At 43.3% G+C, this 25061-nt stretch carries 24 protein-coding genes; 9 read left to right on the top strand and 15 right to left on the bottom strand.

The annotated features are described in order from the left end of the window. Window positions 1-349 precede the first annotated feature (349 nt). The 7 genes from mgtE to purM form a co-directional block, all read right to left on the bottom strand. A complete protein-coding gene (gene mgtE, locus WDV75_RS12425; protein ID WP_273558024.1) occupies window positions 350-1813 on the bottom strand; it encodes a magnesium transporter in 1464 nt (487 codons plus the stop codon). Window positions 1814-1883: 70 nt separating this feature from the next. Next, on the bottom strand, window positions 1884-2060 hold the full coding sequence (locus WDV75_RS12420; RefSeq protein ID WP_273558023.1) for a YfgG family protein: 177 nt from the start codon (window positions 2058-2060) through the stop codon (window positions 1884-1886). 12 nt (window positions 2061-2072) lie between these two features. Then, complete coding sequence (ppx, locus tag WDV75_RS12415) at window positions 2073-3605, bottom strand: exopolyphosphatase (protein ID WP_273558022.1); 1533 nt, start codon at window positions 3603-3605, stop codon at window positions 2073-2075. Window positions 3606-3608: 3 nt separating this feature from the next. Beyond that, the gene (gene ppk1 / locus WDV75_RS12410; RefSeq protein ID WP_273558021.1) at window positions 3609-5678 is read right to left on the bottom strand and encodes a polyphosphate kinase 1; all 2070 of its coding nucleotides are present in this window, start codon (window positions 5676-5678) and stop codon (window positions 3609-3611) included. A 53-nt stretch (window positions 5679-5731) separates the two neighbouring features. Next, window positions 5732-6295, bottom strand: coding sequence for a spermidine N1-acetyltransferase (gene speG, locus WDV75_RS12405; protein WP_273558020.1), 564 nt, complete (start codon window positions 6293-6295; stop codon window positions 5732-5734). A gap of 295 nt (window positions 6296-6590) precedes the next feature. Continuing rightward, window positions 6591-7229 (bottom strand): phosphoribosylglycinamide formyltransferase, encoded by a 639-nt coding sequence (purN, locus tag WDV75_RS12400; protein ID WP_273558019.1) that lies wholly within the window; start codon window positions 7227-7229, stop codon window positions 6591-6593. A 98-nt stretch (window positions 7230-7327) separates the two neighbouring features. Then, entirely contained in the window at window positions 7328-8371 is a 1044-nt protein-coding gene (purM, locus tag WDV75_RS12395; RefSeq protein ID WP_273558017.1) for a phosphoribosylformylglycinamidine cyclo-ligase, read from the bottom strand. A gap of 223 nt (window positions 8372-8594) precedes the next feature. On the opposite strand from purM, the gene upp reads away from it, so the two are divergent. From upp to hda, 3 genes are all read left to right on the top strand, one after another. Then, window positions 8595-9221, top strand: a complete 627-nt coding sequence (gene upp / locus WDV75_RS12390; RefSeq protein ID WP_273558015.1) for a uracil phosphoribosyltransferase — start codon at window positions 8595-8597, stop codon at window positions 9219-9221. A gap of 68 nt (window positions 9222-9289) precedes the next feature. Next, window positions 9290-10600, top strand: a complete 1311-nt coding sequence (gene uraA / locus WDV75_RS12385; protein WP_273558013.1) for a uracil permease — start codon at window positions 9290-9292, stop codon at window positions 10598-10600. 620 nt (window positions 10601-11220) lie between these two features. Further along, on the top strand, window positions 11221-11928 hold the full coding sequence (gene hda / locus WDV75_RS12380; RefSeq protein WP_074019532.1) for a DnaA inactivator Hda: 708 nt from the start codon (window positions 11221-11223) through the stop codon (window positions 11926-11928). A 125-nt stretch (window positions 11929-12053) separates the two neighbouring features. Here hda and arsC read toward each other — a convergent pair whose 3' ends face one another. Continuing rightward, window positions 12054-12425, bottom strand: a complete 372-nt coding sequence (arsC, locus tag WDV75_RS12375) for an arsenate reductase (glutaredoxin) (RefSeq protein ID WP_273558011.1) — start codon at window positions 12423-12425, stop codon at window positions 12054-12056. Window positions 12426-12436: 11 nt separating this feature from the next. Further along, window positions 12437-13900: a tetratricopeptide repeat protein gene (locus tag WDV75_RS12370; RefSeq protein WP_273558010.1), complete on the bottom strand. Its 1464-nt coding sequence runs from the start codon at window positions 13898-13900 to the stop codon at window positions 12437-12439. Between the two features lie 146 nt (window positions 13901-14046). Here WDV75_RS12370 and WDV75_RS12365 point away from each other — a divergent pair, with 146 nt between their 5' ends. Further along, on the top strand, window positions 14047-15099 hold the full coding sequence (locus WDV75_RS12365; RefSeq protein ID WP_273558009.1) for an AI-2E family transporter: 1053 nt from the start codon (window positions 14047-14049) through the stop codon (window positions 15097-15099). Between the two features lie 95 nt (window positions 15100-15194). On the opposite strand, the gene bcp is transcribed toward WDV75_RS12365, so the two are convergent. Further along, entirely contained in the window at window positions 15195-15662 is a 468-nt protein-coding gene (gene bcp, locus WDV75_RS12360; RefSeq protein WP_273558008.1) for a thioredoxin-dependent thiol peroxidase, read from the bottom strand. A gap of 14 nt (window positions 15663-15676) precedes the next feature. Beyond that, complete coding sequence (locus WDV75_RS12355; RefSeq protein WP_273558007.1) at window positions 15677-16234, bottom strand: glycine cleavage system transcriptional repressor; 558 nt, start codon at window positions 16232-16234, stop codon at window positions 15677-15679. A 244-nt stretch (window positions 16235-16478) separates the two neighbouring features. Between WDV75_RS12355 and dapA the strand changes: the two genes are divergently transcribed. The 3 genes from dapA (at window position 16479) to purC (ending at window position 19250) form a co-directional block, all read left to right on the top strand. Next, the gene (dapA, locus tag WDV75_RS12350; RefSeq protein WP_273558006.1) at window positions 16479-17378 is read left to right on the top strand and encodes a 4-hydroxy-tetrahydrodipicolinate synthase; all 900 of its coding nucleotides are present in this window, start codon (window positions 16479-16481) and stop codon (window positions 17376-17378) included. A 17-nt stretch (window positions 17379-17395) separates the two neighbouring features. Beyond that, complete coding sequence (gene bamC / locus WDV75_RS12345; protein WP_273558005.1) at window positions 17396-18442, top strand: outer membrane protein assembly factor BamC; 1047 nt, start codon at window positions 17396-17398, stop codon at window positions 18440-18442. Between the two features lie 94 nt (window positions 18443-18536). Next, on the top strand, window positions 18537-19250 hold the full coding sequence (purC, locus tag WDV75_RS12340) for a phosphoribosylaminoimidazolesuccinocarboxamide synthase (protein ID WP_273558004.1): 714 nt from the start codon (window positions 18537-18539) through the stop codon (window positions 19248-19250). A 98-nt stretch (window positions 19251-19348) separates the two neighbouring features. On the opposite strand, the gene WDV75_RS12335 is transcribed toward purC, so the two are convergent. Next, entirely contained in the window at window positions 19349-19702 is a 354-nt protein-coding gene (locus WDV75_RS12335) for a hypothetical protein (protein WP_273558003.1), read from the bottom strand. A gap of 539 nt (window positions 19703-20241) precedes the next feature. Between WDV75_RS12335 and WDV75_RS12330 the strand changes: the two genes are divergently transcribed. Together WDV75_RS12330 and WDV75_RS12325 are read left to right on the top strand one after the other, a co-directional pair. Next, complete coding sequence (locus tag WDV75_RS12330) at window positions 20242-20694, top strand: DUF441 domain-containing protein (protein ID WP_273558002.1); 453 nt, start codon at window positions 20242-20244, stop codon at window positions 20692-20694. A 72-nt stretch (window positions 20695-20766) separates the two neighbouring features. Continuing rightward, entirely contained in the window at window positions 20767-22902 is a 2136-nt protein-coding gene (locus WDV75_RS12325) for a tRNA(Met) cytidine acetyltransferase TmcA (protein WP_273558001.1), read from the top strand. Here WDV75_RS12325 and WDV75_RS12320 read toward each other — a convergent pair. From WDV75_RS12320 to dapE, 3 genes are all read right to left on the bottom strand, one after another. Continuing rightward, window positions 22847-23041, bottom strand: a complete 195-nt coding sequence (locus WDV75_RS12320; protein ID WP_189759159.1) for a YpfN family protein — start codon at window positions 23039-23041, stop codon at window positions 22847-22849. The genes WDV75_RS12325 and WDV75_RS12320 overlap by 56 nt on opposite strands. A 223-nt stretch (window positions 23042-23264) precedes the next feature. Next, window positions 23265-23933 (bottom strand): M15 family metallopeptidase, encoded by a 669-nt coding sequence (locus WDV75_RS12315; RefSeq protein WP_273558000.1) that lies wholly within the window; start codon window positions 23931-23933, stop codon window positions 23265-23267. Beyond that, window positions 23930-25057 carry a succinyl-diaminopimelate desuccinylase gene (dapE, locus tag WDV75_RS12310; protein ID WP_273557999.1) on the bottom strand — a complete coding sequence of 376 codons (1128 nt, stop codon included), beginning with the start codon at window positions 25055-25057 and terminating at the stop codon, window positions 23930-23932. The genes WDV75_RS12315 and dapE overlap by 4 nt, the downstream gene beginning before the upstream one ends. Between the last annotated feature and the right edge of the window lie 4 nt (window positions 25058-25061).

The raw sequence follows: 25061 nt of genomic DNA, 5'->3' as shown, positions 1-25061 counted from the left end.
CGATAACCAATCATGCAACATCTTATGCGAAGTTAGATGCAAGAGTATATTATTAGTGTAACCAACCGGAATTCGTCAATAATGAAGAAAATGTGGAGGTTATGTCAAAAAGATAATGTTTCTGGTAGTGATTTTTCATGGTATTTGTGATGGGGTGTCCAATAAAGTACAGGGAAGAAAAATATCCTAACAGTGGGTTGAACATTGACAGAGTAGCGCCCTCCCTGCCTATTGGGTGATGTCGCATTTATTATCTGAATGCAAGATTGGTATATAGTGTTTGGGACGACAGGATGTATTAATAATTAAAAAAACGCCGATGCAATGATCGGCGTTTATGTAAACTTAATTAAACCAAAAATAGCGTTGCCAGTCCCAAAAAGATAAAGAAACCGCCTGTATCAGTAATGGCAGTGATCATGACACTGGAGCCGATGGCGGGATCTCTTCCCAATTTCATCATAATAAACGGAATCAAGACGCCCATCAGTGCGGCCATCAGTAGATTCAATATCATCGCCATTGTCATGACCCCCCCCATAGCAAGGTCACCATAGAGCAGATAAGTGATGACGCCCATGATCCCTCCCCAGATAATGCCGTTTATAAAGGCAACACCAAGTTCCCTTAATAGCAGATAAGAAAAACTCCCCGTCTGGATTTGATGCAGCGCGAGTGCACGGACGATCATGGTGATGGTCTGGTTACCGGTATTGCCGCCAATGCCTGCGACGATAGGCATTAAGGTTGCAAGAGCAACAAGCTGAGAAATAGTATGCTCAAAGAGCCCAATAACGCGTGATGCCACAAATGCGGTGCACAAATTGATGGCAAGCCATGTCCAGCGGGTTTTGACGGCCTGACCAACCGGCGCAAAAACATCTTCTTCGCGGCTTAAGCCCCCCATGCGGCGAATATTGGTATCCGTTTCTTCACTCAAGGTATCAACAATATCTTCAACAGTCAGACGTCCCATTAAACGTCCGTTATTGTCGACTACAGCGGCAGAAATCAGGTCATAACGTTCAAATGCACTGGCGGCATCTTCACCTTTTTGCTCCGGTGAGAAAGTCACGGTATCTGTATTCATAACTTCTGAAACTAATTTATCCGGTACGTTGGTCAGCAAAGTGGTGAGAGGCAACTCTCCCTGTAGGCGATTTTTGCGGTCAATAACAAAGATCTTATCTGTTGTTTCAGGAATGGTGTCTCGGGAACGTAAAAAGCGCTGAACGGTGCCAAGTGTAACGTTGCTTCGCACTGTCACGAACTCGAAATCCATCATCTGGCCGATGCTGTCTTTGTGATACTGCAATACTTCTCGGATACGATTGCGTTGGCCCGGCTCTAAATAGGTCAATAAACGTCGAGTGGTATCACGGGGAAGATGTTCTGCGATATAGGCTTGTTCATCTACGTGCAGTTTACCGATAGCACGTAACAGCTCAACGTCGGTCATATCCTTGATCAGGTTATCCCAAACAGGAATAGAGGCTTCTACCAAAACCTCACCGCGCTGGCTATTGTCGATCAAGCGCCATAACGCGAGACGTTCATCATAAGGTAAAGCTTCCAGAATGTCGGCAATATCAGCGGTATGCAGTCTGGTCAGCAGCGCACTGACTTCCTCTATTTTCTCCAATAATTGTTCGTCACTGATTGCTGAATGTTCATCAGCCTGATCTAATAATGTATCAACAAATAGCTTATCGTGGTTAAACAGAGAAAGCAGGCGTTGACGAATATGTGCCAGTTTTTGGGAATACTGGCTGGCAATAGTTGAATTATCAGGTGTAAAGGTCGGTTGTGACATAGTAAACCTTTAAGGCAGAAAATAGGGCTAACAATCGGCGATTGCAATAATATCGCCATAAATTTGACAGCTATTGGTTATTATATTCTGTTTTCGAACCATGTAGGGGCGTCACCAATTGCTGCTGGGTTTGCTGATGATGCGCCAATGCTGCCATAAATGAATAGATAAAGCGTCCAAAGAAAATAAAGAAGCTGATAAACAGTACCAATTTTATAATTTGAACAGTTTTCTTTTTCTTTTTCATAACGCGATATCGTTAAGTCGATTCCTCTTCAATGTGTAAGTGCCAGCCAGCTACGTCATTCCAGTAACTTTGCTCTTGCTCCAAATCGAGCAACACAAGCGCATTTTGTTTTAGATAGTTTTTGGGTAAGTAGAGCATCCAATGGCTATGATCCGTTTTCAGCCTAAGTGTCTCCGGTGTCGTGGTAGCCTGGCGTTGGTTATTCAACAAGGTTGCCAAGCGCAATATCTTAAGCATAGGAAGATACTGTTTTTTCTTAAACAGATAGAAGCGAGGGTGTTCATGTATTTTAACCGCTTTACGGTGGTAGCGTACCAGTGTTGCCAGCAACAATTGCTGCTCTTGAGTAAATCCGGGTAGATCGGTATTTTGCAGAATATAAGCTGAATGCCGTTGCAATCCACTCAGATTGATGCTTAAACCGACTTCATGCAGCATGGCTGCCCACAGTAGAATAGATTCCAGTTGAGGATGGACGCGTTTGGGATTTTGTTCTGACCATTGGTCATAAAGATTTTTGGCGGTGCTCCAAACGCGGGTTGCTTGTTCTCGATCGATATTATAGTGTTCGGCAAGGCTTTTGGCTGTGCGTTGGCGAATATCTTGATGGCGGAAACGATCTTCCATTTCATACAGTACACCTTCCCGCAATGCGCCATGAGACAAGCGTAATTCCTGAATATGCAAAGCATCAAAAATACCGCACAAGATTGACAACCCAGGCACAAACGTTTGTTTACGGTCATTGGATAATCCCGGCAATTCCAGCGCATTGAAATTTTTGTATTTCAGGACACGTTTCACCAGCATGTTTAGGCGCTCTGGGGTAATCAGGCCATCTTTCTCACCCAGTTCAACCAACAGTTCATGTATTGCCTTGATCGTCCCTGACGCACCTAAAGCAAAATCCCAGCCTGTTGTCCGAAATTGCCAGACGAGGTTTTCCAATTTTTGCGCTGCCTGGAGTCGTGCTTTGCGAAAATTATGCTCATTAATGATACCGTTGGGAAAGAACTGGCGGGAAAAACTGACACACCCCATACGGCGACTTTCAATCAACAGGGGTTCAAAATCTTCACCAATGACCAATTCCGTCGAGCCGCCACCAATATCAATCACCAGTTTCCGACCTTTTTCCGGCTGTGTATGCTCAACTCCCATGAAAATCAGGCGAGCTTCTTCGTGACCAGAAATAATTTCAATGGGATAGGGGATCACTTCTTTTGCTTGTTGCAGAAATTCTTGTACGTTGGTTGCTTCACGTAAACTATGTGTTCCCACCAAACAGACATTACCTGCGGAAAAACCTTGCAACCGTTCAGCAAACAGAGCCAGACATTTCAGGCCACGGTTGATGGCTTCTTCGCTTAACTCATTTTTACTGTTTAAACCATCGGCAAGATAAACCCGTTTCTTTAAACGCCCGATAACCTGCAATGCACCGTTTACAATACGGGCGATGACCATGTGAAAGCTATTGGAACCCAAATCAATCGTGGCAATTTCTTGCGGTTTGGGCATTGGGGTATCGTGTTTCAATGGCATAGATCAGGCTCTTGGTTCCGGTTGTTCAAGGTTTTTCAAATAATCATAAACAGCAAGCTGAGCGCGGATTTTACGCTTATTTCCTCGCGGAACATAGCGATTGCTCAATTCCTTATCAATATATCGTGCTTTGACGGTATCACTGAATTGCAGTTCAAGGATATCCATAACTTGTTGTTTTAGCCTGGGGTCGAGCAGACAAACCGCCACCTCAATGCGATAGTCAATGTTACGTGTCATCCAATCGGCTGAAGAAAGGAAAATTTTTTCGTTGCCTTTGTTGGTGAAAACATAAACACGATCATGTTCCAGAAAACGATCCACAATGCTGGTGACTTGAATGTTTTCACTAAATCTAGGTTGATTAGGAACCAAAGAGCACATACCTCGAACCAGAATGCGGATCTTGACGCCCGCTTCAGAGGCATCATACAGACGGTTCACTAACTCCTTATCCACCAGGTTATTGATTTTCAGCGTGATGCCTGCCAGTTCACCGGCCTGTGCATTTTCGATTTCTTGGGTAATCAATTGATTGAGCATCGCCCGCGAATTTTGGGGCGATACCATTAAATTATCAAATGTGACGGGGCGATAAGGGTTTTCAATAAAGTTAAACACGCGGCGAACTTCATTGGTGACTTCAGGTTTGGCGGTCAGCAGAGAATAATCGGTATAGAGCCGCGCTGTTTTTTCGTTGAAATTTCCCGTACCAATATGGGCATAACGGATAATTTCTTCCCCTTCCAGACGCGAAATGATGAAGAGTTTTGCGTGAATTTTCAGGCCAGGTGCGGAGAAAATAACGTGTACACCGGCTTCAGTGAGACGTTTTGCCCAGTGAATATTAGCTGCTTCGTCAAAACGTGCCTGTAATTCTACTACGACAGTGACTTTCTTGCCGTTGTAGGCGGCGTGGATCATGGCATCAATAATGCGTGAGTCTTTTGCGACACGGTAGATATTAATCTTAATCGAAAGCACACTGGGATCGAAAGAAGCCTGACGTAGCAATTCCAGCACATGTTCGAATGTGTGATAAGGGTAATAAAGCAGCACATCTCTTTCACGGATCGCGTCGAACCCGTTGCGGAAATGGTCGAACCAGGTATGGCGCAGCCGCGGCATAGGCTTATTTTGCAGATTCCGATTGCCTTCATTGGGAAATTTGATGAAATCTTTAAAGTTATGATAACGGCCACCGGCAATCACTGAGTCATCATTGGATAATCCCAGCTTGCTCCGCAGTAGTTCCACCATTTCATCAGGCATATCACGCTGATAAACAAACCGTACAGGTTCCGCCGTCAGTCGCTGTTTCAGCGTGGAAGACATGAGTTCCAGCAAGCTAGATTCCATCTCTGTTGCCAGATCATATTCGGAATCACGGGTCATTTTCATCGAATAGACGTTTAAGGTATCGTAATCGAAGAACCCTTTGAAAATTTCATCCAGTGTGTAACGCAAAATATTATCAAGTAATATCATTGACTTGCGTTTTTTTGGCATCTCTGGAGGCAGGTTGACGAAACGCGGAACTTTGTCTGATGGAATTTCCAACAAAGCATATTGTGTTTCTTGCCCGTGGATAATTTCAACAGCCAGATAGGTGTAATCATCTTTGAGAAACTCAACTAAATTAGTTTCTGGATTGATGACGATTGGCGTGATGTGTGGCCGCAAATGTTGGCGAAAATATTGCCGTAACCAGATCTGTTGATTCGGGGATATCTGGCGTTCATTGATCAAGAAAATCTGGTTACGTGCCATTTCCAGCAGCAAATCGTTATAGAGAGCATCGAACTCTTGATCGATTTTGGCAACCTTAGTCTGGATCTTTTTCAACAATTGGCGGGCAGCAGTGGCTGAACCTCGCTCTTCACTGATAAGAATACGCCGCTTTACATCAGCAAAGCGCACTTTATAAAACTCATCTAAGTTGTTGGAGTAGATCCCTAAAAACCTCATTCTTTCAATCAGCGGGTTACTTTTATCAGCCGCTTCCTGAAGTACACGTTCGTTGAAAGAGAGCCAACTGAGTTCTTTCTCGTTATAAAGACGATCGTGGGACATTACTACTCCTTTCTACTCCATTGGGTTTTCCCATTTAGTTTAATGGTTGGCGTTTAACGAGTCGATGTGCTGATTTGGGCTTCATGGGTTTTCCTGGCGAAATAGTGGTGCTGGAAAGTACACATCCTGATAGCGGTATGATAAGAGCCGTTGACGAAAAATTCATCGATTAATTCCCCTTCAGTATAGAATCCCAATTTATTGTATATATGAATTGCTTTCACATTCTCTTTATCAACAATCAGATACAGCTTGTAAAGATTTAAGACAGCAAAAGCGTATTCCATCACAAGTTTGACGGCTACTGCCGCGTAACCTTGTCCTTGATAAGCGGGAGCGATGATAATCTGGAATTCTGCGCGCCGGTGGACATAATCAATCTCGACCAGTTCCACCAAACCGACTTTGGAGTTCAGGCTTTCGATAATAAAACGGCGCTCGCTTTGGTCATGAATATGCTTGTCGTAGAGGTCGCATAATTCGACAAAGGCCTCATAAGGCTCTTCAAACCAGTAGCGCATGACACTGGCGTTATTATCGATTTGATGAACAAAAGGAAGATCTTCCCGTTCAAGAGGACGTAAATTTACCGATGGATTTTCCGAACCACTGGACATTGGATACCTCAGTGTTTTGTAGTGAAATCGATAGGGTTTAACTTCAAGATGCGTGTGATTTATCCCCGCGAAGCGGGGGAGAAATCATGTTTCATAGCGTGTTGTAAATTGCAACTTGAAGTTTAATGCGTATAAATATATTTGATATTGAATAATGTTCGAATAAATAATAATTGCAAGATAAATCAATCTAAAATAGCAACTTACAGCAAAGTGTTATTGGAATATAGCAGTTAAAAAAGATTATAACAAAATCTGTTAACACAGAGCTGTAAGTTGAAGTCAGCGGGTGAACTTATTCTGATGCGTAACCTTGTGGCGGCAGAATCTTGCCATCCATCATTGCGTTATTACCTTCCATAATCAGACGTTGATCCAAAAACCAGCTGATAACCAAAGGATAAATATGGTGTTCCTGAGTTTGTACACGCCCGATAACGTCTTCTTCTTTATCTCCCGCAAAAATTGGCACCTTGGCCTGTAAAATAATCGGGCCACCATCTAATTCTTCAGTAACAAAATGGACGGAAGTGCCATGTTCGTTATCACCATTTTCAATGGCTTTCCGATGGGTATGCAGGCCTGGGTATTTAGGCAAGAGGGAAGGATGAATATTGAGCAGTCGCCCATAATAATGTTGGACAAATTCGGGCGATAAGATCCTCATGTAACCCGCTAAGACCACTAAATCGGGTTCATATTGGTCAATGGCTTTGAGTAGGGCGATATCATAACTTGTACGATCTGCATAAGCTTTTGGATTGATAAAATGGGCCGGAATATCTGCTTGTTCAGCACGTTGCAGGCCATAGGCATCGGCATTATTACTGAAAACCGCAGCAATATATCCATTAATTCGGTGTTGCTGGCAGGCATCTATGATGGATTGAAGGTTGCTGCCATTGCCGGAGATTAAAACGACAATTTTTTTCATAAAGGGTTTTCACTGAAGAAATTCATTGATTAATCTGTGCTTCATTTTTCAAGCTACAGCTTTATGGGCTGTAGCTTGAAAGCAATCAGACAAAATGTTTATTTTGTAATAACGACAGGTTGCTCATCGGCATTTAGTTCAGTAATTGTACCGATTTGCCATGCATTTTCGCCTGAGGCGGTCAGATACGCAATGGCTTGTTCTGCCTGAGACTGAGGAAGGGCAATTATCATACCGACTCCACAGTTAAATGTGCGGTACATTTCATGCTCGCTGACATTGCCGGCTTGCTGTAACCAGGTAAAAATCGCCGGCCATTGCCAACTGTTAGCATTGATTCTGGCCTGCATGTTTTCTGGCAGAACACGCGGAATATTTTCCCAGAAGCCGCCGCCAGTCAGATGTGCAATCGCATGAACATCAACTTTCTCAATCAGCTCCAGAATGGATTTGACGTAAATTTGGGTTGGGGCAAGTAAGTGATCGGCGAGTGGTTTTCCCTCAAGTTCGGTAGTCTCAGGATCTGCCTGACTGACCTCAAGAATTTTACGGATCAAAGAATAACCATTGGAATGTGGTCCGCTGGATGCAAGTGCAATCAGGGCATCACCGGTCTGAACCTGACTGCCGTCAATAATTTCCGATTTTTCAACAACACCGACGCAAAAACCCGCGACATCATAATCTTCACCGTGATACATGCCGGGCATTTCTGCCGTTTCACCACCAACCAATGCACAGCCTGCTTGTTTGCAGCCTTCTGCTATACCGGTGATAACACTGGCGGCGGTGTCGACATCCAGTTTGCCGGTAGCATAGTAATCAAGGAAGAAAAGAGGTTCGGCGCCTTGTACAACCAGATCATTGACACACATAGCAACCAAATCAATGCCGATAGTGTCATGGCGCTTTAAGTCCATGGCCAGACGCAGTTTGGTTCCAACGCCATCTGTACCGGAAACCAGTACCGGTTCACGATATTTCTGTGGCAGGGCACATAAAGCACCGAAACCACCTAATCCTCCCATCACTTCGGGGCGACGGGTCTGTTTTACGACACCTTTGATACGATTGACTAAGGCATTACCGGCATCAATATCGACACCAGCATCTTTATAGCTAAGAGAGGTTTTGTTGGTCACTGCGTAGCTCCCAGGCGGTTGCATTTTTATAAATAAAACAGAACGGCGACAATTCTAACAGCCTAAGCAAACGTTTGCGATAGCTTTATATCGGTTTCCTGTGAGATCGGGATCGAAGAAAATCATGCGTTCGTGATAAAAATTAATAGATTGGTAGTGGTTTGATACGGAAAAGGAGTTATAATCCCGCGATTTTTTTATCGCAGGCTATTAGGAGAAACCCATGAAAATCGTTGAGGTTAAACACCCGCTAGTTAAACATAAACTTGGCCTGATGCGAGATCATGATATAAGCACCAAACGCTTCCGCGAACTGGCTTCAGAGGTGGGGAGTCTTCTGACATATGAAGCAACTGCTGATTTGGAAGTCGAGAAAGTCACCATTGACGGATGGTGTGGTCCGGTAGAGATAGATCAGATTAAAGGGAAAAAGATTACAGTAGTACCGATCCTGCGTGCGGGCTTAGGCATGATGGATGGTGTATTGGAAAATATTCCTAGTGCACGAATCAGTGTTGTTGGCGTCTATCGTGATGAAGAAACACTTGAGCCAGTGCCTTATTTTCAGAAATTAGTCTCCGATATTAATGAACGCATGGCATTGGTTGTCGATCCAATGTTGGCAACCGGCGGCTCTATGATCGCGACCATTGACTTATTGAAAAAAGCGGGATGCCCTGTCATTAAGGTATTAGTTTTGGTTGCTGCGCCAGAAGGGATTGCTGCACTGGAGAAAGCTCACCCTGATGTTGAACTGTACACCGCTTCGATTGATAACTATCTCAATGAGCATGGGTATATCGTCCCTGGTTTAGGGGATGCCGGTGATAAAATATTTGGCACTAAATAACATTGATAGCCGGCTGAAAAGCCGGTTTTTTTTGGTTTCTAGCAAGATGATATAAGAGGATATCAATAATGACTCGTCGAACTATTGGAGTAGAAGAAAGACCTCCTTTGGCACAAACTATTCCTTTAAGTTTGCAACATCTATTTGCCATGTTTGGTGCAACCGTTTTGGTTCCCATTTTATTTAAAGTTAATCCGGCGACAATTTTGTTGTTCAATGGCATTGGTACATTACTGTATTTATTCATTTGTAAAGGAAAGATCCCCGCTTATTTAGGCTCCAGCTTTGCTTTTATTTCGCCTGTATTGTTGTTACTGCCTTTGGGATATGAATTGGCATTAGGCGGATTTATTGTCTGTGGTTTGTTGTTTTGTTTGGTGGCCTTGCTTGTCAAAGTTGCAGGAAGGGGATGGATTAATGTGATGTTTCCTCCGGCAGCGATGGGCGCGATTGTTGCCGTGATCGGCCTGGAGCTGGCAGGTGTTGCTGCTGATATGGCGGGGTTGCGTCCAGCGGCAGGTACTGAAATTAATATGACTAACCTGACCATATCCATGGTTACGCTGGGTGTGACTATCTTGGGATCGGTGATATTCCGTGGCTTTATGGCGATTATTCCGATTCTGATTGGTGTCTTGGCTGGATATGCGCTGTCATTTTTTATGGGTATTGTAGATTTAACCCCAGTACGCGAAGCGCCGTGGTTTGCATTGCCGACGTTCTATACTCCGCGTTTTGAATGGTTTGCCATTATAACAATTTTACCTGCGGCGCTGGTGGTGATTGCAGAGCATGTTGGGCACTTAGTGGTAACAGCAAATATCGTGCAGAAAGATTTATTAAAAAATCCAGGGCTGCATCGTTCAATGTTTGCCAATGGTTTTTCAACGATGATTTCGGGTTTCTTTGGTGCAACACCTAACACGACTTATGGCGAAAATATTGGTGTTATGGCGCTTACGCGTGTGTACAGCACATGGGTGATTGGTGGCGCTGCGGTAATGGCAATCTTGCTTTCCTGCGTTGGTAAATTGGCGGCAGCAATCCAAATGATCCCAATTCCAGTGATGGGCGGTGTTTCCCTGTTACTGTATGGTGTGATTGGTGCATCAGGTATTCGAGTTTTGATTGATTCGAAAGTGGATTACAGTAAGGCACAGAACTTGATCCTGACTTCCATTATTTTGATTATTGGTGTCAGCGGAGCAAAAATTCAGATTGGTGCTGCAGAATTGAAAGGAATGGCGCTTGCAACTGTTGTGGGGATTGGCTTAAGCCTGTTTTTTAAACTTATCAGCTTTATCCGGCCAGAAGAACCGTATATTAACGCTTCTGTGGAATCAATCAGAAATGATAAAAAGAGTGAAGTGGCAGAATAAAAGACATTAATGAAATTTATTGGAAAGGGTTTTTTCTAAAGCCCTTTCTATGTTAAAAATTATTTTCCCTATCATTTATACCCATCCAACCTTAATAAGATGCGTGTGATTTCTCCTCACGAAGTGAGGAAAAATCAGGTTTCATATCGTGTTGTAAATTGCAACTTAAAGTTTAAATGCGTATATACCAATTGCCTTTCAAGATGCTTCTTATATCTCCCCGCGAAGCGGGGAGATATAAACAATCACATTGATTTACAAGCCGTAACTTGAAGTTGGAACGGTATATAATGATAATTTTTTCCTTTACAAATAATCTCTGTCATTAAACTTTATTGAAAATAAGTTGCGAGGGATAAGTTAACATCTTTAGCAATACAGCAATTTTTATTATTGGCAATATTGGGCTATTAATAGTATGGAATTGTCAAATATAAGAATTTTTACTCTCGGTTATTTCTGGCTTGCGAAAGAAATGGTTTTGTTACTGGTCGTAAACTGTCCATTTTATGGGGAAATATGCTTTGATGATAATCTCTTGTTTTAAACAAAGCATTCGTTTCATTTATAGCGGCTTTTTGTGGTAGACTTAGCACTGTTCGTTATCCATTCTGTTTGAGGTGCTTCTGAATACACCGTCGCAGCTTTCACTACCATTATATTTGCCCGATGATGAAACTTTTGCCAGTTTCTTTGCAGGTGAGAATACCTCCTTATTAGCTGCAATAAAATTGGCTATAAGTCAGTCACACGGCAGTTATATCTATTTCTGGTCCCGCGATGGCGGGGGTAAGAGCCATTTGCTTCACGCAGCCTGTGCCGAATTGTCCCAACAGGGAGAAGCTGTAGGGTATGTACCACTGGATAAGCGCGCCTATTTTGTCCCTGAAGTGCTTGATGGTATGGAACATTTATCATTAGTATGCATCGATAATATTGAATGTATTGCTGGTGATCAGGAATGGGAGATGGCGATTTTCAATCTTTACAACCGCATTGTAGAAATTGGCCGAACCTGTCTTTTAATCACAGGTGATCGTCCTCCACGGCAAATTAACCTGACACTGCCGGATTTGGCATCTCGTTTGGATTGGGGGCAAATTTACAAATTACAGCCTCTGTCGGATGATGAGAAAATTCAGGCATTGCAACTGCGGGCAAAATTACGGGGTTTTGAATTACCTGAGGATGTGGGGCGTTTTGTGTTAAAGCGGCTTGACAGGGAAATGCAAACATTGTTCAGGACATTGGATGAGCTTGATCGGGCTTCCATTGTGGCACAACGCAAACTAACGATCCCGTTTGTTAAGGATATCCTTGAGCTTTGAGTGAATAAAACAGTAAGAAAATGAGATTAGAATAAAAAAGTGATAGAGAATATATACCTATCTAACGTCAAGATGCGTATATTCCTATCACTTTTTTATTAAAAAACGTTTTTATTAAGACATTGTTACAGCAGAATTTCTTTAACCTGCTCAGGAGGACGTCCCAAACGGGCCTTATCACCGACAACAACAATTGGACGTTCTATCAATTTGGGATTTTCAGCCATCGCCTGGAGCAATGCATCTTGGGATAATGTGGCATCGTCCAGGTTCAATGCCTTGTAGAGATCTTCTTTAGTACGCATTAATTGACGGGCATCTTTGAAACCGAGCTGTTGTAATAGTACAGCCAACTGTTTTGCTGTGGGTGGAGTATCAAGATAGTGAATGATTTCCGGTGTAATACCGAGTTCTTCAATTAGCATAAGGGTTTCACGGCTCTTTGAGCAGCGGGGATTGTGGTAAAAAGTCACTTTTCGTGAGTCAAGATTTTGCATGTAAAAATCCCTCATTTTTTATATTGGTCATAACTTTGTTGCAGTTGGCGTAATTGATCAATACGGGCATCATATCGCTCTTGTTCATAACTACCCAATTTAGCCAACCCACTGGCTTTGCTAAGTTGTTCTATAGCGGAGGAGAAATCACCTTGCAATGCCATGATTTCCGCATAGGCGGCTAGTTCATCATTGTGTTTCCCTTGCGCTCCGGCAGTTTTTCTTAATAGTATCCAGCCATTAAGATCGTCAGGATGATTGAAAGTATAACGAAACAAAAGTTGTGATGCCTGAGAATACTTTTTATCCATAAAATAGGCATTTGCGAGGTTAATCTGTAATATTGGATTATTTTTCAGTCTCTTGAGTGCATCCTGCAAGCGAGCGATGGCGTTGGCAGACTGTTTTTGCCCGATATCAATATCCGTCATTGTATCAATAAACCAAATGTTATCCGGTTGCTTATCTAGCAATGGAGAGAGTATTGCTTTGGCTTCGGTATACTTCTTATCACCAGAAAGCAAAAGAGCGCGTCCATAGGCAGCAGCCAGCTGCTCTTTGGCGGTACCCTGGCTATATTTTTTTAGCCATTGATCAATGTAGGGACGTTGATCAGTTGAATACATGGTGAGAATACGGACACGGGCGAACAGAAAATCCTGGGATTCTGGAACGGCTTTAGTGGAATATTGATTGGCCCGATTACGGGCGTCAGCCAGACGGCTGGCAGGTAATGGGTGAGTATATAGCATTTCCGGTAGCTTGGAGCTATAGCGCGATTGATCTACCAGCACTTGCATAAAATCAGGCATACCGTGTGGATCAAATCCCGCACGACTGAGCGTTTGCATTCCAATTCGATCAGCTTCTTGCTCATTGGATTGGGTAAAACTGATCATGCCTTGTTGGACGCCTGCCAGTGTGCCGCTGAGGGCGGCCATGCCAGCTTGTGGATTGGCTATCATAAGCAAAATAGAGCCGAGTGTACTGGTCCATGCCAGTGGGCTGGTACGTTTTTGTTCTTCTATCCATCGTGCTAAATGTCGTTGGGTAACATGGGAAATCTCATGAGCCATGACAGAGGCTAGTTCACTTTCATTATTGCTATAGCGAAACAGGCCCGAATGAAGAACGACATTACCACCGAAAAATGCAAGGGCATTAATATTGGGGTTGTCTACCAGATAGAAATGAAAAGGCGTTTTGACTGAATCGGCATGGGTGACTAATTTTTGGCCTAACTGATTAATGTATTGAGTTAGTAGTGGATCATAAATCAGAGGAGCCTGGGCTCTTATCGAGCGCATATATAAATCACCCATAGCCATTTCCTGATTGATGCTAAGAGTCGCTCCCGCTGTAGTGCCGATATCAGGGAGTGAATCTTCAGCGGGTGCAGAGAATACAGGAGGACCTCCTAATAACAATAGGCTGATAAAGATAGTTATCAAAGATTTTCTGGGTGTTTTTCTCATAAAGCGATTCTCATAAAATAGTGTGCTCCATTTTAGCTATCAATTTCATGAATACTTTTATGATAAAAGAGTACCTTAAAACGATTAATCATAATAAATTTTAGTGAAAAATGCTCATTAAGTATTATCGCAAAGGAGTTGTAATTATGTTGGATATGATCATGCAATGGTATCGTCGTCGTTTCGCAGATCCGCAAGTTGTTGCATTATCAATTATTTTATTGGTTGGTTTTGGGATCATCTACTTTTTTAATGGCATTCTGGCGCCTGCCCTGGCAGCTATTGTATTGGCTTATTTGTTGGAGTGGCCTACGACACAATTAGGTAAATTGGGATGTAGCCGGACATTTTCTGTTGCTATTGTATTAACCCTATTTATGGGAATCAGTGCGTTGATGATCTTGATTGTAGCCCCAACCGTCTGGCAGCAAGGTTTAAACTTATTTTCTGATCTTCCCAATATGATTAATCGATTTAATGAGTACGCGCTTACTTTTCCTTCCCGCTATCCAGCACTGGTTGATGCCGGCATTATCGATATGGTTGCTGCTAATCTGCGTAGCAAACTCTCTTTGGCGGGTGAGTCCGTTTTTAAGTTTTCGGTTGCTTCGTTGATTGGATTATTGACTCTGGCAATTTATCTGATCCTTGTTCCTTTGATGGTGTTCTTTCTATTGAAAGATAAAGACAAAATAGTGGCTGCATTGCGGCGTGTATTGCCACGTAATCGTAGTTTGGCGGGGAAAGTATGGCGTGAAATGAACCAGCAGATTACCAATTATATCCGTGGTAAAGTGACCGAAATGGTTATACTGACTATCTGCACATATGCTGTATTTGCCTTCTTTGGATTACATTATTCGCTGTTGCTTGCGGTTTTGGTCGGTTTATCTGTACTCGCTCCTTATATCGGTACCGTACTTGTTACCCTTCCAGTTATTGTTGTGGCGCTGTTTCAATGGGGGATTGGGGCTGATTTCTGGGGGTTGTTTGTCGCGTATCTGGTGGTGCAGGGGTTAGATGGTAACCTGCTTGTGCCAATCTTATTTTCGGAAGCTGTCAATCTTCATCCACTCGTTATCATCCTTTCTGTCATTATTTTTGGTGGGTTATGGGGGTTTTGGGGAGTTTTCTTTGCTATTCCACTTGCTACATTAATCAAAGCAGTTATCCATGTCTGGCCGGAAGAAAAAGAATGATAACGACCAATATTGTCAATAACAACACCCTATGAAACCTGATACCTCCCCGCGAAGCGGGGAGGTATCACACGCATCTTGAAGTATACTGATAATTAATGTTGGTTTAGGTAATCCAGTACAACTTGATGATGATCACTGGTTTTGAATTTATTAAAAACGTGTTCAATCTCACCTTGTGGGTTAATTAAAAAACTGATGCGGTGAATCCCGTCATAAATTTTTCCCATAAACTGCTTTTCTCCCCAAACACCAAACTGTTCGGCAACTTGGTGGTCAATATCAGAAAGCAGCGTGAAATTCAGCATTTCTTTTTCTACAAAGCGGGATAGCTTTTCAGGTGCATCTGTGCTGATACCCAAGACTTCAACATTGGCGTTTTTTAGCTCATCCATAGCATCACGTAAGCCGCAGGCTTGGGTTGTGCAGCCTGGTGTCATTGCTTTGGGATAAAAATAAACTAAAACACGTTGACCTTTGAAGTCAGATAACTTAATGGGTTCGCCATCTTGGTCAGGAAGGCTGAATTGTGGGGCCTTGTCTCCGGCTTTCAATGGACTCATCACTTATTCTCCGTTTAATCGTTTTGATTTAAATGATCCTGTACAATAATACTGCCTTGTGCATTTAATTCTGTACATAGGTGATGAAAGTTTTCTTTAAATATCGTGCCATTATCATCAATTGGGTTGTGCCCAGTGATTTGGATTTGCAGACGAGCAGGGTGATTTCCTTCGGCGGGGTGAGTTTTTGATACCAGTTCCGCGATATTAAGATCTTGGGCTGTGAATAAACTGGTAAAACGCTCAACAATTCCTGGTGAATCAACTACGTCTACTTTAACGGTGATGGTAGAAGGAAATGTTTTCTGGACACCGCATCGGGTACGTTTCATCACTATGAGTAATTCAAGTTCTGCGCCTTTTTGTGGCAAGGTGGATTCGATCAGCGTCACGGCGTTCCAGCTACCAGATAGCAACATGATAAAAGTAAATTCTTCACCAAACATAGCTAAACGGCTGTCTTCAATATTACAGCCGCATGTGCTGACGAGGCGAGTAATGGTATTGACGATGCCGGGACGATCGGTACCTAGGGCTGTGATCACTAAAAAATGCTGTTCTGATGTTGGCAAAGCGATTTTCCTTTAATTTTAGTTGGTGTTTGCTGTGTATGTTGTGTTTTAACATAAAAAATGATCAGGAGAAGGTCAATCGCCTTTGTTAAGGAAGCAAAATTATAATTTATGTTTAATCGGCTACACTTGATATTAACAAAATTCATTGAAATCGCGTGGTTAAAGAGTTTTCTTCTGTATAGCAAGAAAGTACCATGAACCTCTCATTTGCAGTTTTAAGTCTAATTAAGGGGAAATGGCAATGGTAAGTCATCATTCTGGTTTTACAGGCAGTATAGTTGCATTGATCACTCCGATGGACTCAGCTGGTCAGATTGATAAGGCCAGTTTGAAAAAATTGGTTGATTATCATATCGCCAGTGGCACATCTGCTATTGTGTCTGTTGGGACAACGGGGGAGTGTGCAACACTTAACCACGACGAGCACGTTGATGTTGTACTGACAACACTGGAAATAGCTGATGGGCGTATTCCAGTGATTGCAGGAACAGGGGCAAATGCGACAGCAGAAGCTATCTCTCTGACCAACCGTTTCGAAAATACAGGGGTTGTGGGTTGCCTGTCAGTCACACCTTATTATAATAGACCCTCACAGGAAGGTTTATATTTGCACTATCAGGCAATCGCTGAGAATACTGACTTACCACAAATTCTGTATAATGTGCCATCTCGTACCGGATGTGATTTATTGCCACCGACTGTTGCCCGTTTAGCGAAACTGAAAAATATTGTTGCGCTTAAGGAAGCGACAGGGAACTTAAGTCGTGTTAGTCAGATCCAAGAATTGGTTAGTGATGAAGATTTCATTCTTCTGAGTGGTGATGATGCAAGTTTTGTCGATTTCATGCAGCTTGGTGGTAAAGGCGTTATTTCTGTCACGGCAAATGTTGCGGCAGCAGAAATAGCGCAAGTGTGTGAATTGGCTGAGCAAGGTGAATTTTTGCAAGCTCGTGAACTGAACAGCCGATTGATGGAATTGCATCATCAATTATTTGTTGAACCTAGCCCGACACCAGTTAAGTGGGCTTGCCGTCAATTGGGGTTGATTGCCGATGATACATTGCGTTTGCCAATGGTTCCGCTAACGCAGGAAGGGCAAATTCCAGTTGGTAGGGCCTTGAAAATAGCTGGATTACTGTAAAATTTTAGGGAATTTTAATGGCAACATTATTGCAAAAATCGAAGATCATGAAGATTGCTGGACTGTCATTGGTCGTTTTTTTAGCTGCCTGCTCCAGCGATCAGCGCTATAAACATCAGGTAAGCGGGGATCAATCCTATCTTGATGCACCTCCACTGAAATTATTGAACGTCCCTGCGGGCATGACATTACCGCTGCAAAATGGTGAGTATAATCTTCCGACAACGACGATAACGGGGGCTGTGGGTAAAGATTTGGATATCCGTCCTCCGTTGCAAGCTTTTGCATTGTTGACGGGTTCCCGCGTTGAAAATAGTGCTAACAGCAGTAAATTGTTGCTTGAAAATACTCCTGAATACAGTAACTTATGGTCTCAGGTAAACAATCTGTTGGCAGAAAAAGGGTATAAGATCAGTCAGAAAGATGATGCTGCACAAACGTTGACGACAGATTGGATTACATGGCAACGGGCGGATGAAAATGTTCCTTATCAGGGGCGTTACCGTATTTCAGTGACCAAACAGGATTACCAAATAGCATTATCTGTTGCGAACGAAGGTTTGAAACAGGGAGAAAAGGAAATTACCGATCCGATACAAATCCAGCGTTACAACATCGTGATGCTCAATAAATTGGCGAGTGACTTAAGCCAACAACAAGAAGCAGCGAGCCTGAGCAGCACTAAAAATTCAGGTCCACTATCGGTACAAAGTGGCAGTGATAATACCGGATTACCGCAAATTATCGTGCGTGCACCATACAACATCGTCTGGAACAGATTGCCATACGTGTTGGAAAACATCGGTATGCAAGTCACGGATCGTACTCGTTCTACCGGAGCGATAGCGGTGACTTATGAAGAACGTAGCTCTTCTGACTGGAAAGCGCTGGGAGTTGAAGCACCTTCCATCCATGGAGGAAATTATAAGTTACAGGTGGGTGATTTGGACAACCGAAGCAGCCTGCAATTTATCAGCGACAAAGGTAAACCGCTGACTCAATCTGAAAATGATCAAATGGTGGCTGCGCTGGAAGCTGCGTTTAGCCAATCCAAGGATAAGTAATATCTATAAAAGGGGCTTAGGCCCCTTTTATATTTTGGATGCGTTTTTTGTTTAATTAGTTACGTTTAAAGACGTTATATTTCTGGAGTGTAAAATGCAGAAAAAAGCTGAGTTGTATCGTGGAAAGGCAAAAACAGTGTATGCCACTGACAATCCTGACTTACTTGTGCTGGAATTCCGTAATGATACATCAGCATTGGATGGTGAACGCATTGAACAGTTCGATCGCAAGGGAATGGTGAATAATAAATTCAATCATTTCATCATGAGTAAACTGGAAGAAGCGGGCATTCCGACGCAAATGGAACAACTGTTGTCAGATAATGAATCCTTGGTGAAAAAACTGGAGATGGTGCCTGTTGAATGTGTTATTCGTAACCGTGCCGCAGGCTCTCTTGTGAAGCGTTTGGGGGTGGAAGAGGGAATGGTGCTTAATCCGCCACTGTTTGACCTGTTTCTGAAAGATGATGCCAAACACGATCCCATGGTTAATGAATCCTACTGTGAGACATTCGGTTGGGTGAGCAAAGCGCACTTAGCTGAGATGAAACGTCTGAGCTACAAGGCCAATGAAGTATTGAGCAAACTGTTTGATGATGCGGGCTTGATTCTGGTGGATTTTAAGTTGGAATTTGGTTTGTTCAAGGGCAAAGTCATCTTGGGGGATGAGTTTTCACCGGATGGTAGCCGTTTATGGGACAAACAGACGATGGATAAAATGGATAAAGATCGTTTTCGCCAAAGCCTTGGTGGCTTGATCGAAGCGTATGAGGAAGTTGCACGCCGTATTGGTGTTATTTTGGACTAGTGACGCAAACGATTACTTTAAAAATATAATATAAAATAGGCAGGATGCTCCAATAATCAAAAGGGCATCCTGTCACGGTCTTGCAGGTTGGATAAACTTTAAAGTAGGGATTTGGTTATTTGCTTCCAGCCTTTTTGGTGCATACAGCCGTAATAAAATTCACTTCTGGAACCCTCGTTGACATCCGTCACATAGCTTTCGATCATGGGAACATTTTGACTGTAGTAACCGTTTTTTCCACATTGCTCTTTATTGAAACAAGGTTGCTGCACCATTTTCAGTGTTGATCTTTGGGCGACTTCATTTTTGATAGGAAATTGTTGTAATGCTGATAATCTGCATTCAACTTTTGCTTCACTGAAAGGAACAGGATTACTACTTGCAGGGACCCATTGAGTGGTGCAACCCGCTAAAGAGAGACAGATTATCATGGAAGAGGTTAATTTTTTCATATTCATATCGCTTATACGCACGCATATTAGCTGCAAGGCACTTCTTACAACCTTTCTGCATTTCCCTTGGTAAAAAGGTGTTGGTGTTTAAAAGGTTAACTATCAAGAAACAGAGGTTGTATCTTGGTTTATATGGCTAATTATTTATCAATGTGATTGTTTAAAGCAAGGATGTTAACAAACTACCCATTGTTGCGCTATTACCCAATTTTGGGATAGCGCTTTATGAATATACCCATCTGATTTCTCCCCGCGAAGCGGGGAGAAATCCGGTTTCATATCGTGTTGTAAATGGCAACTTGAAGTTTAATGCGTATATTTTTGATTAAGTGCAAAAATTTTAAGTTATCATCTTTTCCATGTCAGAATTTATATTGTCTGGCCTAAAAAACAATCAAACATTGTTCTATACCGATTTAACTTCAAGATGAGTATGATTTCTCCCCGCGAAGCGGGGGAGAAATCGGGTTTCATAGCGTGTTGTAAATTGCAACTTGAAGTTTAATGCGTATATCGGAGTTTACAGGAAATAAAAACTCATGAGTCATATCGATCCTACTTTACTTATTTTGCTCGTGCTTGCCGGTCTTGGCATCATCAGCCATAACATGACAGTGACACTTGCCATGTTATTTCTATTGGTAGTGCGTATTACGCCGTTGAATCAATTTTTCCCTTGGGTGGAAAAGTACGGCTTGACGATAGGTATCCTGATTCTGACTGTAGGAGTCATGGCACCTATCGCAAGCGGGAAAATCTCCGCACAGGAAATTTTTAGCTCTTTCTTAAATTGGAAATCACTGCTGGCTATTGTTGTTGGTGTCCTGGTGTCATGGCTGGGAAGCCGTGGTGTGGCGCTGATGTCTGGTCAGCCTTCTACTGTGGCTGGGTTATTGGTCGGCACTGTATTGGGCGTGGCCCTATTTAAAGGCGTTCCGGTAGGCCCTCTGATTGCTGCTGGCATTTTATCACTTATGATTGGTAAATCATGACCATGCAGTTAGCCATTTTAACCACCAGATATTTCACCTGTTATACAGTTCACTTTATGGATAGTTCATATTATGTATAGCGTATGGGCCATGTTACAGGCACAGATGCAACAACAGGGACAGCGCCGTTTAGTTGTTTTGAGTGGTGATCCGCAATGGAGTGAATGGATTGTCAATCAGCTAACGAAACAGTTTCAAGGGGACTGGTTAACGGTTTCAGCCCATGTGTCGGGTGCTATTGAACCAACAAAAGCTGTCAGCTTACTTGGTCGTGAATTCTTGCATGGTGTTTTTGATGCGACTCAAGGCGTTAATGCTGAAGCATTGGCGATATTGGCTGGCACACTAAAAGCGGGAAGCTGGTTGGTCATGCGCGTACCAGCCTGGTCACAATGGCCCAAACAGCCTGATGAAGATAGTTTGCGCTGGAATGAATCGGCAGATGTTATTTCGACACCTCATTTTATTCGTCATATTCAGCAGCAAATCCTCGCCTTTCCTGAAGTCTTATTATGGCGTCAGGAAATACCTTTGCAGCTATCTCAGATATCACCATTGCCTGCAACCGGAGCGTGGCAGATGCCTGATGGCAAGCCTACGGTAAACCAGCAATCTATTCTTGACGAATTGTTACAGGCCACACGAGGCGTTTGGGTGATCACCGCACCACGGGGACGGGGAAAATCGGCTCTGGCAGGAATGTTAGTGCGATATTGGCAGGGGAAATGCTGGCTATGTGCCCCTGCCAAAATAACCACAGAGGTTATTCGACGTTACTCCGCTATCACAGATTCTGGTGAACAGAAATCGTTGGAGCAAGAAACGCCTTTTTGGTCAGTTGACAATTTGTTGAAATATTGCCGAGCGAAAAAAGGCCAACCGGAAAATAAAAGCGATGCTGATTGGTTGTTGATTGACGAAGCAGCCGCGATCCCAACGCCACAATTAGCCGAATTAATTCGCCATTTTCCACGGGTATTGTTGACTTCAACCGTTCAGGGTTATGAGGGAACGGGACGTGGTTTTTTATTGAAACTTTGTGCTGAATTGCCTGACTGCCATATTCGTGAATTGAAAACCCCTATGCGCTGGGCTGAACATGATCCATTGGAAGCGTGGCTGGATAGTGCGCTGTTATTCGATGATAAATCGTTTGTTTATGACACACGATTAAACGCAGAAGAATTACATTTTCACGCGATCTGTCAGCCTGAATGGTTACAACACTCTACATTACTGCGCCAATTTTATGGCTTATTAACCAGCGCACATTACCGAACCTCTCCCCTTGATCTGCGGCGATTAATGGATGGTAACGGAATGACATTTTTGGCAGCCCTTTCTGGTGCTCCAAAACATGATCAACGATTGGTTGGTGCTTTGTGGATGGTGAACGAAGGTGCTTTGTCACAGACATTAGCACATGAAATCTGGGCAGGACGTCGGCGGCCAAGAGGCAATTTAGTGGCTCAATCCCTGGCGGCACATAGTGGTTTTCCGCAGGCGGCAACTTTGCGATCACAGCGAATCAGCCGTATTGCTGTGCAGGCTCAATATCGCCGTCGTGGTATCGCACAACATTTGATAATCCAACAATGTCAGGAAGCCAGTAAACAAAAGCTGGATTTCCTCTCTGTCAGTTTTGGTTATACCACTGATTTGTGGGCTCTTTGGCAAAAATGTGGTTTTCGTCTGGTGAGAATGGGAACTTACCGAGAAGCAAGCAGTGGTTGTTATACCGCAATGGCTGTTTTGCCTTTAAGTGAGCAGGGAGAACGATTTACCCAACTCGCACAACAGCGATTAGCCAGAGATGCCAAAGGGTTGGAATCGTTACTCGGCTTTGCCTTGCCGGTTGAGCATGATAGTGACGAACAGCTCAATGACAGTGATTGGCAGGAATTGGCTGGATTTGCATTTGCTCATCGTCCTTTGTCGGCGTCTTATTTTGCATTACAGAGATTACTGTTGAAGAGCAGCTTGAGCTTGCCTGCACTGAGAAAGCATCTTCAGCAGCGGCTAAGTATCGAACAATGTGTTAGCGACTTATCGTTAAATGGCCGTAAGGCCCTATTAAAACAGTGGCGTGAAGAGGCTGCTGATGCATTGGCAAGCATCGATAAAATACTTGCCAAGCACTGGAAAGATTGGGTTATTTCTTACGATCCCGCTGCGGCCAATCATCCTCATCATCCCATTGAGCATTAAGATCTCGGTGCGGAGGCAATTCGGGTTTGTTATCTAAGAAAGATTTCTTATCGACGCGGCTTAGTGCTTTTACTGCATTAACAATAATGCCGACGAGCACTAACAGAACAATCCACCAATAATCTATCAACCATTGCATGGTATTTTCCTCAGAGTGTTTAGAGCCTCTTCCATGAGGCTCAGGAGCCTAATGGATTATTTCTATACCAAAATCCAACTTTAAGTATCAATATGATTATTTATATCTCCCCGCATAGCGGAGGAGATATAAAGCGCATCTTGAAGTTAGATTGATATATCTGCTAATTATTTTCATAACCAGCCATTTTACTGTCCTGTTATTTTCCTGATTTATCGTTTTCTTAATCTATTATCCTGATGTATTTTTCAAATATATAGGATAGATTGGTTTTTAACCAGTTTATACCGGCAATATCACGTCCTTCCCAGACACTCAATAGAACGTATTCGTCGAATAAATATTCGGCTTCATGGGATGATGGCCAGTAGCTGATATGCCACGGTTCATAAGCTACACCCGCATCGTGGCGTGTAAAAGGACGGTAGAAATCATATTGGGACATGTTTTCTGTCAGCCAATGGGTTAATGGCTCAAAGTATCCGCCATTTTCATATTCCCACGGTTCTAGCTGCAATTTTTTACCTTCTGGTAGCAGAAAGGGATCATAAATATCCAGCTCCGTACCCCAATGATGGCGGCTTGCTCCTGGCAAGGCTGACCAACGAAGAATGGCTTTACAACGTTCCCCTTCATCCATTTTCGAGATATCAAGGGGCTGGCTATTTTCATCTAATACTGGCCGCTGACCGCGGAATTTTTCATTCCAGATAGTTTGTTGGCGTGTGAAATCGCGGAACGAACTGGCAGGTTGCAGCTTAAAACCTGCTTTGGCAGCGGCTTTTTGCATAGCAAGAAACGCTTTGGTGGCATTAAACTGCAAACGGTGATTGCCGGTCAGAGTGACCAGGTGATCCGTGGACAGGCCGGTCAAAGCTTCAGGTGTCATCATTGGATTAATTGCTCCATGATACGTTGATAAATCAGACTCAATGTTTGTAAATCAGTTACTTTGACACATTCATTGATTTTATGAATGGTGGCATTAATTGGCCCCAATTCCACAACCTGAGCTCCCATCCTGGCAATAAAACGCCCATCTGATGTACCGCCACTGGTTGATAGCTCGGGTTTATAGCCACAATAGTGCTCAATGGATCCCACTACAGTGTCAACAAGCGCCCCTTTGCAGGTCAGGAAAGGTTGGCCTGATAACCACCAGTCAATCTCATATGTTAGATGATGCTTTTTCAGCATATCTTCAACCTGTTGGCGGATCTCGCTATCTGTCAGTTCAGTGCTGAAACGGAAATTAAATTGCACCCACAGTTTACCAGGAATAATGTTATTACTGCCGGTTCCTGCCTGAATATTGGCGATTTGCATACTTGTGGCAGGGAAAAATGCATTGCCGTTGTCCCACTGAGTATTGACGAGTTCTTGCAGAAAAGGCATGGAACGATGGATAGGATTATCTGCTAACTGTGGATAAGCAACATGCCCTTGGGTGCCAAAGATAGTTAAGCTGGCAGTGAGTGATCCCCGTCGTCCATTTTTGATCATATCTCCAAGGTATTTCTGGCTGGATGGTTCACCCACCAGGCAATAATCCAAACGTTCATGGCGGGACATTAACGCTTCAACTACCTTAACTGTACCATTGGTGGCTTTGGCCTCTTCGTCGGAGGTGATCAGAAAAGCCAGACGACCTTTATGCGCAGGATTTTCTGCGACAAAACGTTCAGCGGCAACCACCATCGCCGCTAGAGAGCCTTTCATGTCTGCGGCGCCACGGCCATACAGCATTCCATCACGGATAGAAGGTTCGAAGGGCGGGGTTTGCCATTGTGAGATATCGCCAGCAGGGACAACATCGGTGTGTCCAGCAAGAGCAAAAGTCACTCCAGTGCCACGATAAGCCCAAAAGTTTTGGGTATCGCCAAAAGGCATTCGTTCTATTGTGAAACCGATGTCTTGCAGGCGCTGGATAAGTAGTTCCTGACAACCTTGATCATCTGGGCTGACAGAAGAACGCTTGATTAACTGCTGAGCAAGGTCAATTACCGGACAAGTCATGATG

It is taken from the genome of Xenorhabdus griffiniae (genome assembly GCF_037265215.1).
In the GTDB taxonomy this organism is placed as follows: domain Bacteria; phylum Pseudomonadota; class Gammaproteobacteria; order Enterobacterales; family Enterobacteriaceae; genus Xenorhabdus; species Xenorhabdus griffiniae.
This window is presented reverse-complemented; position numbering and strand designations above follow the sequence as displayed.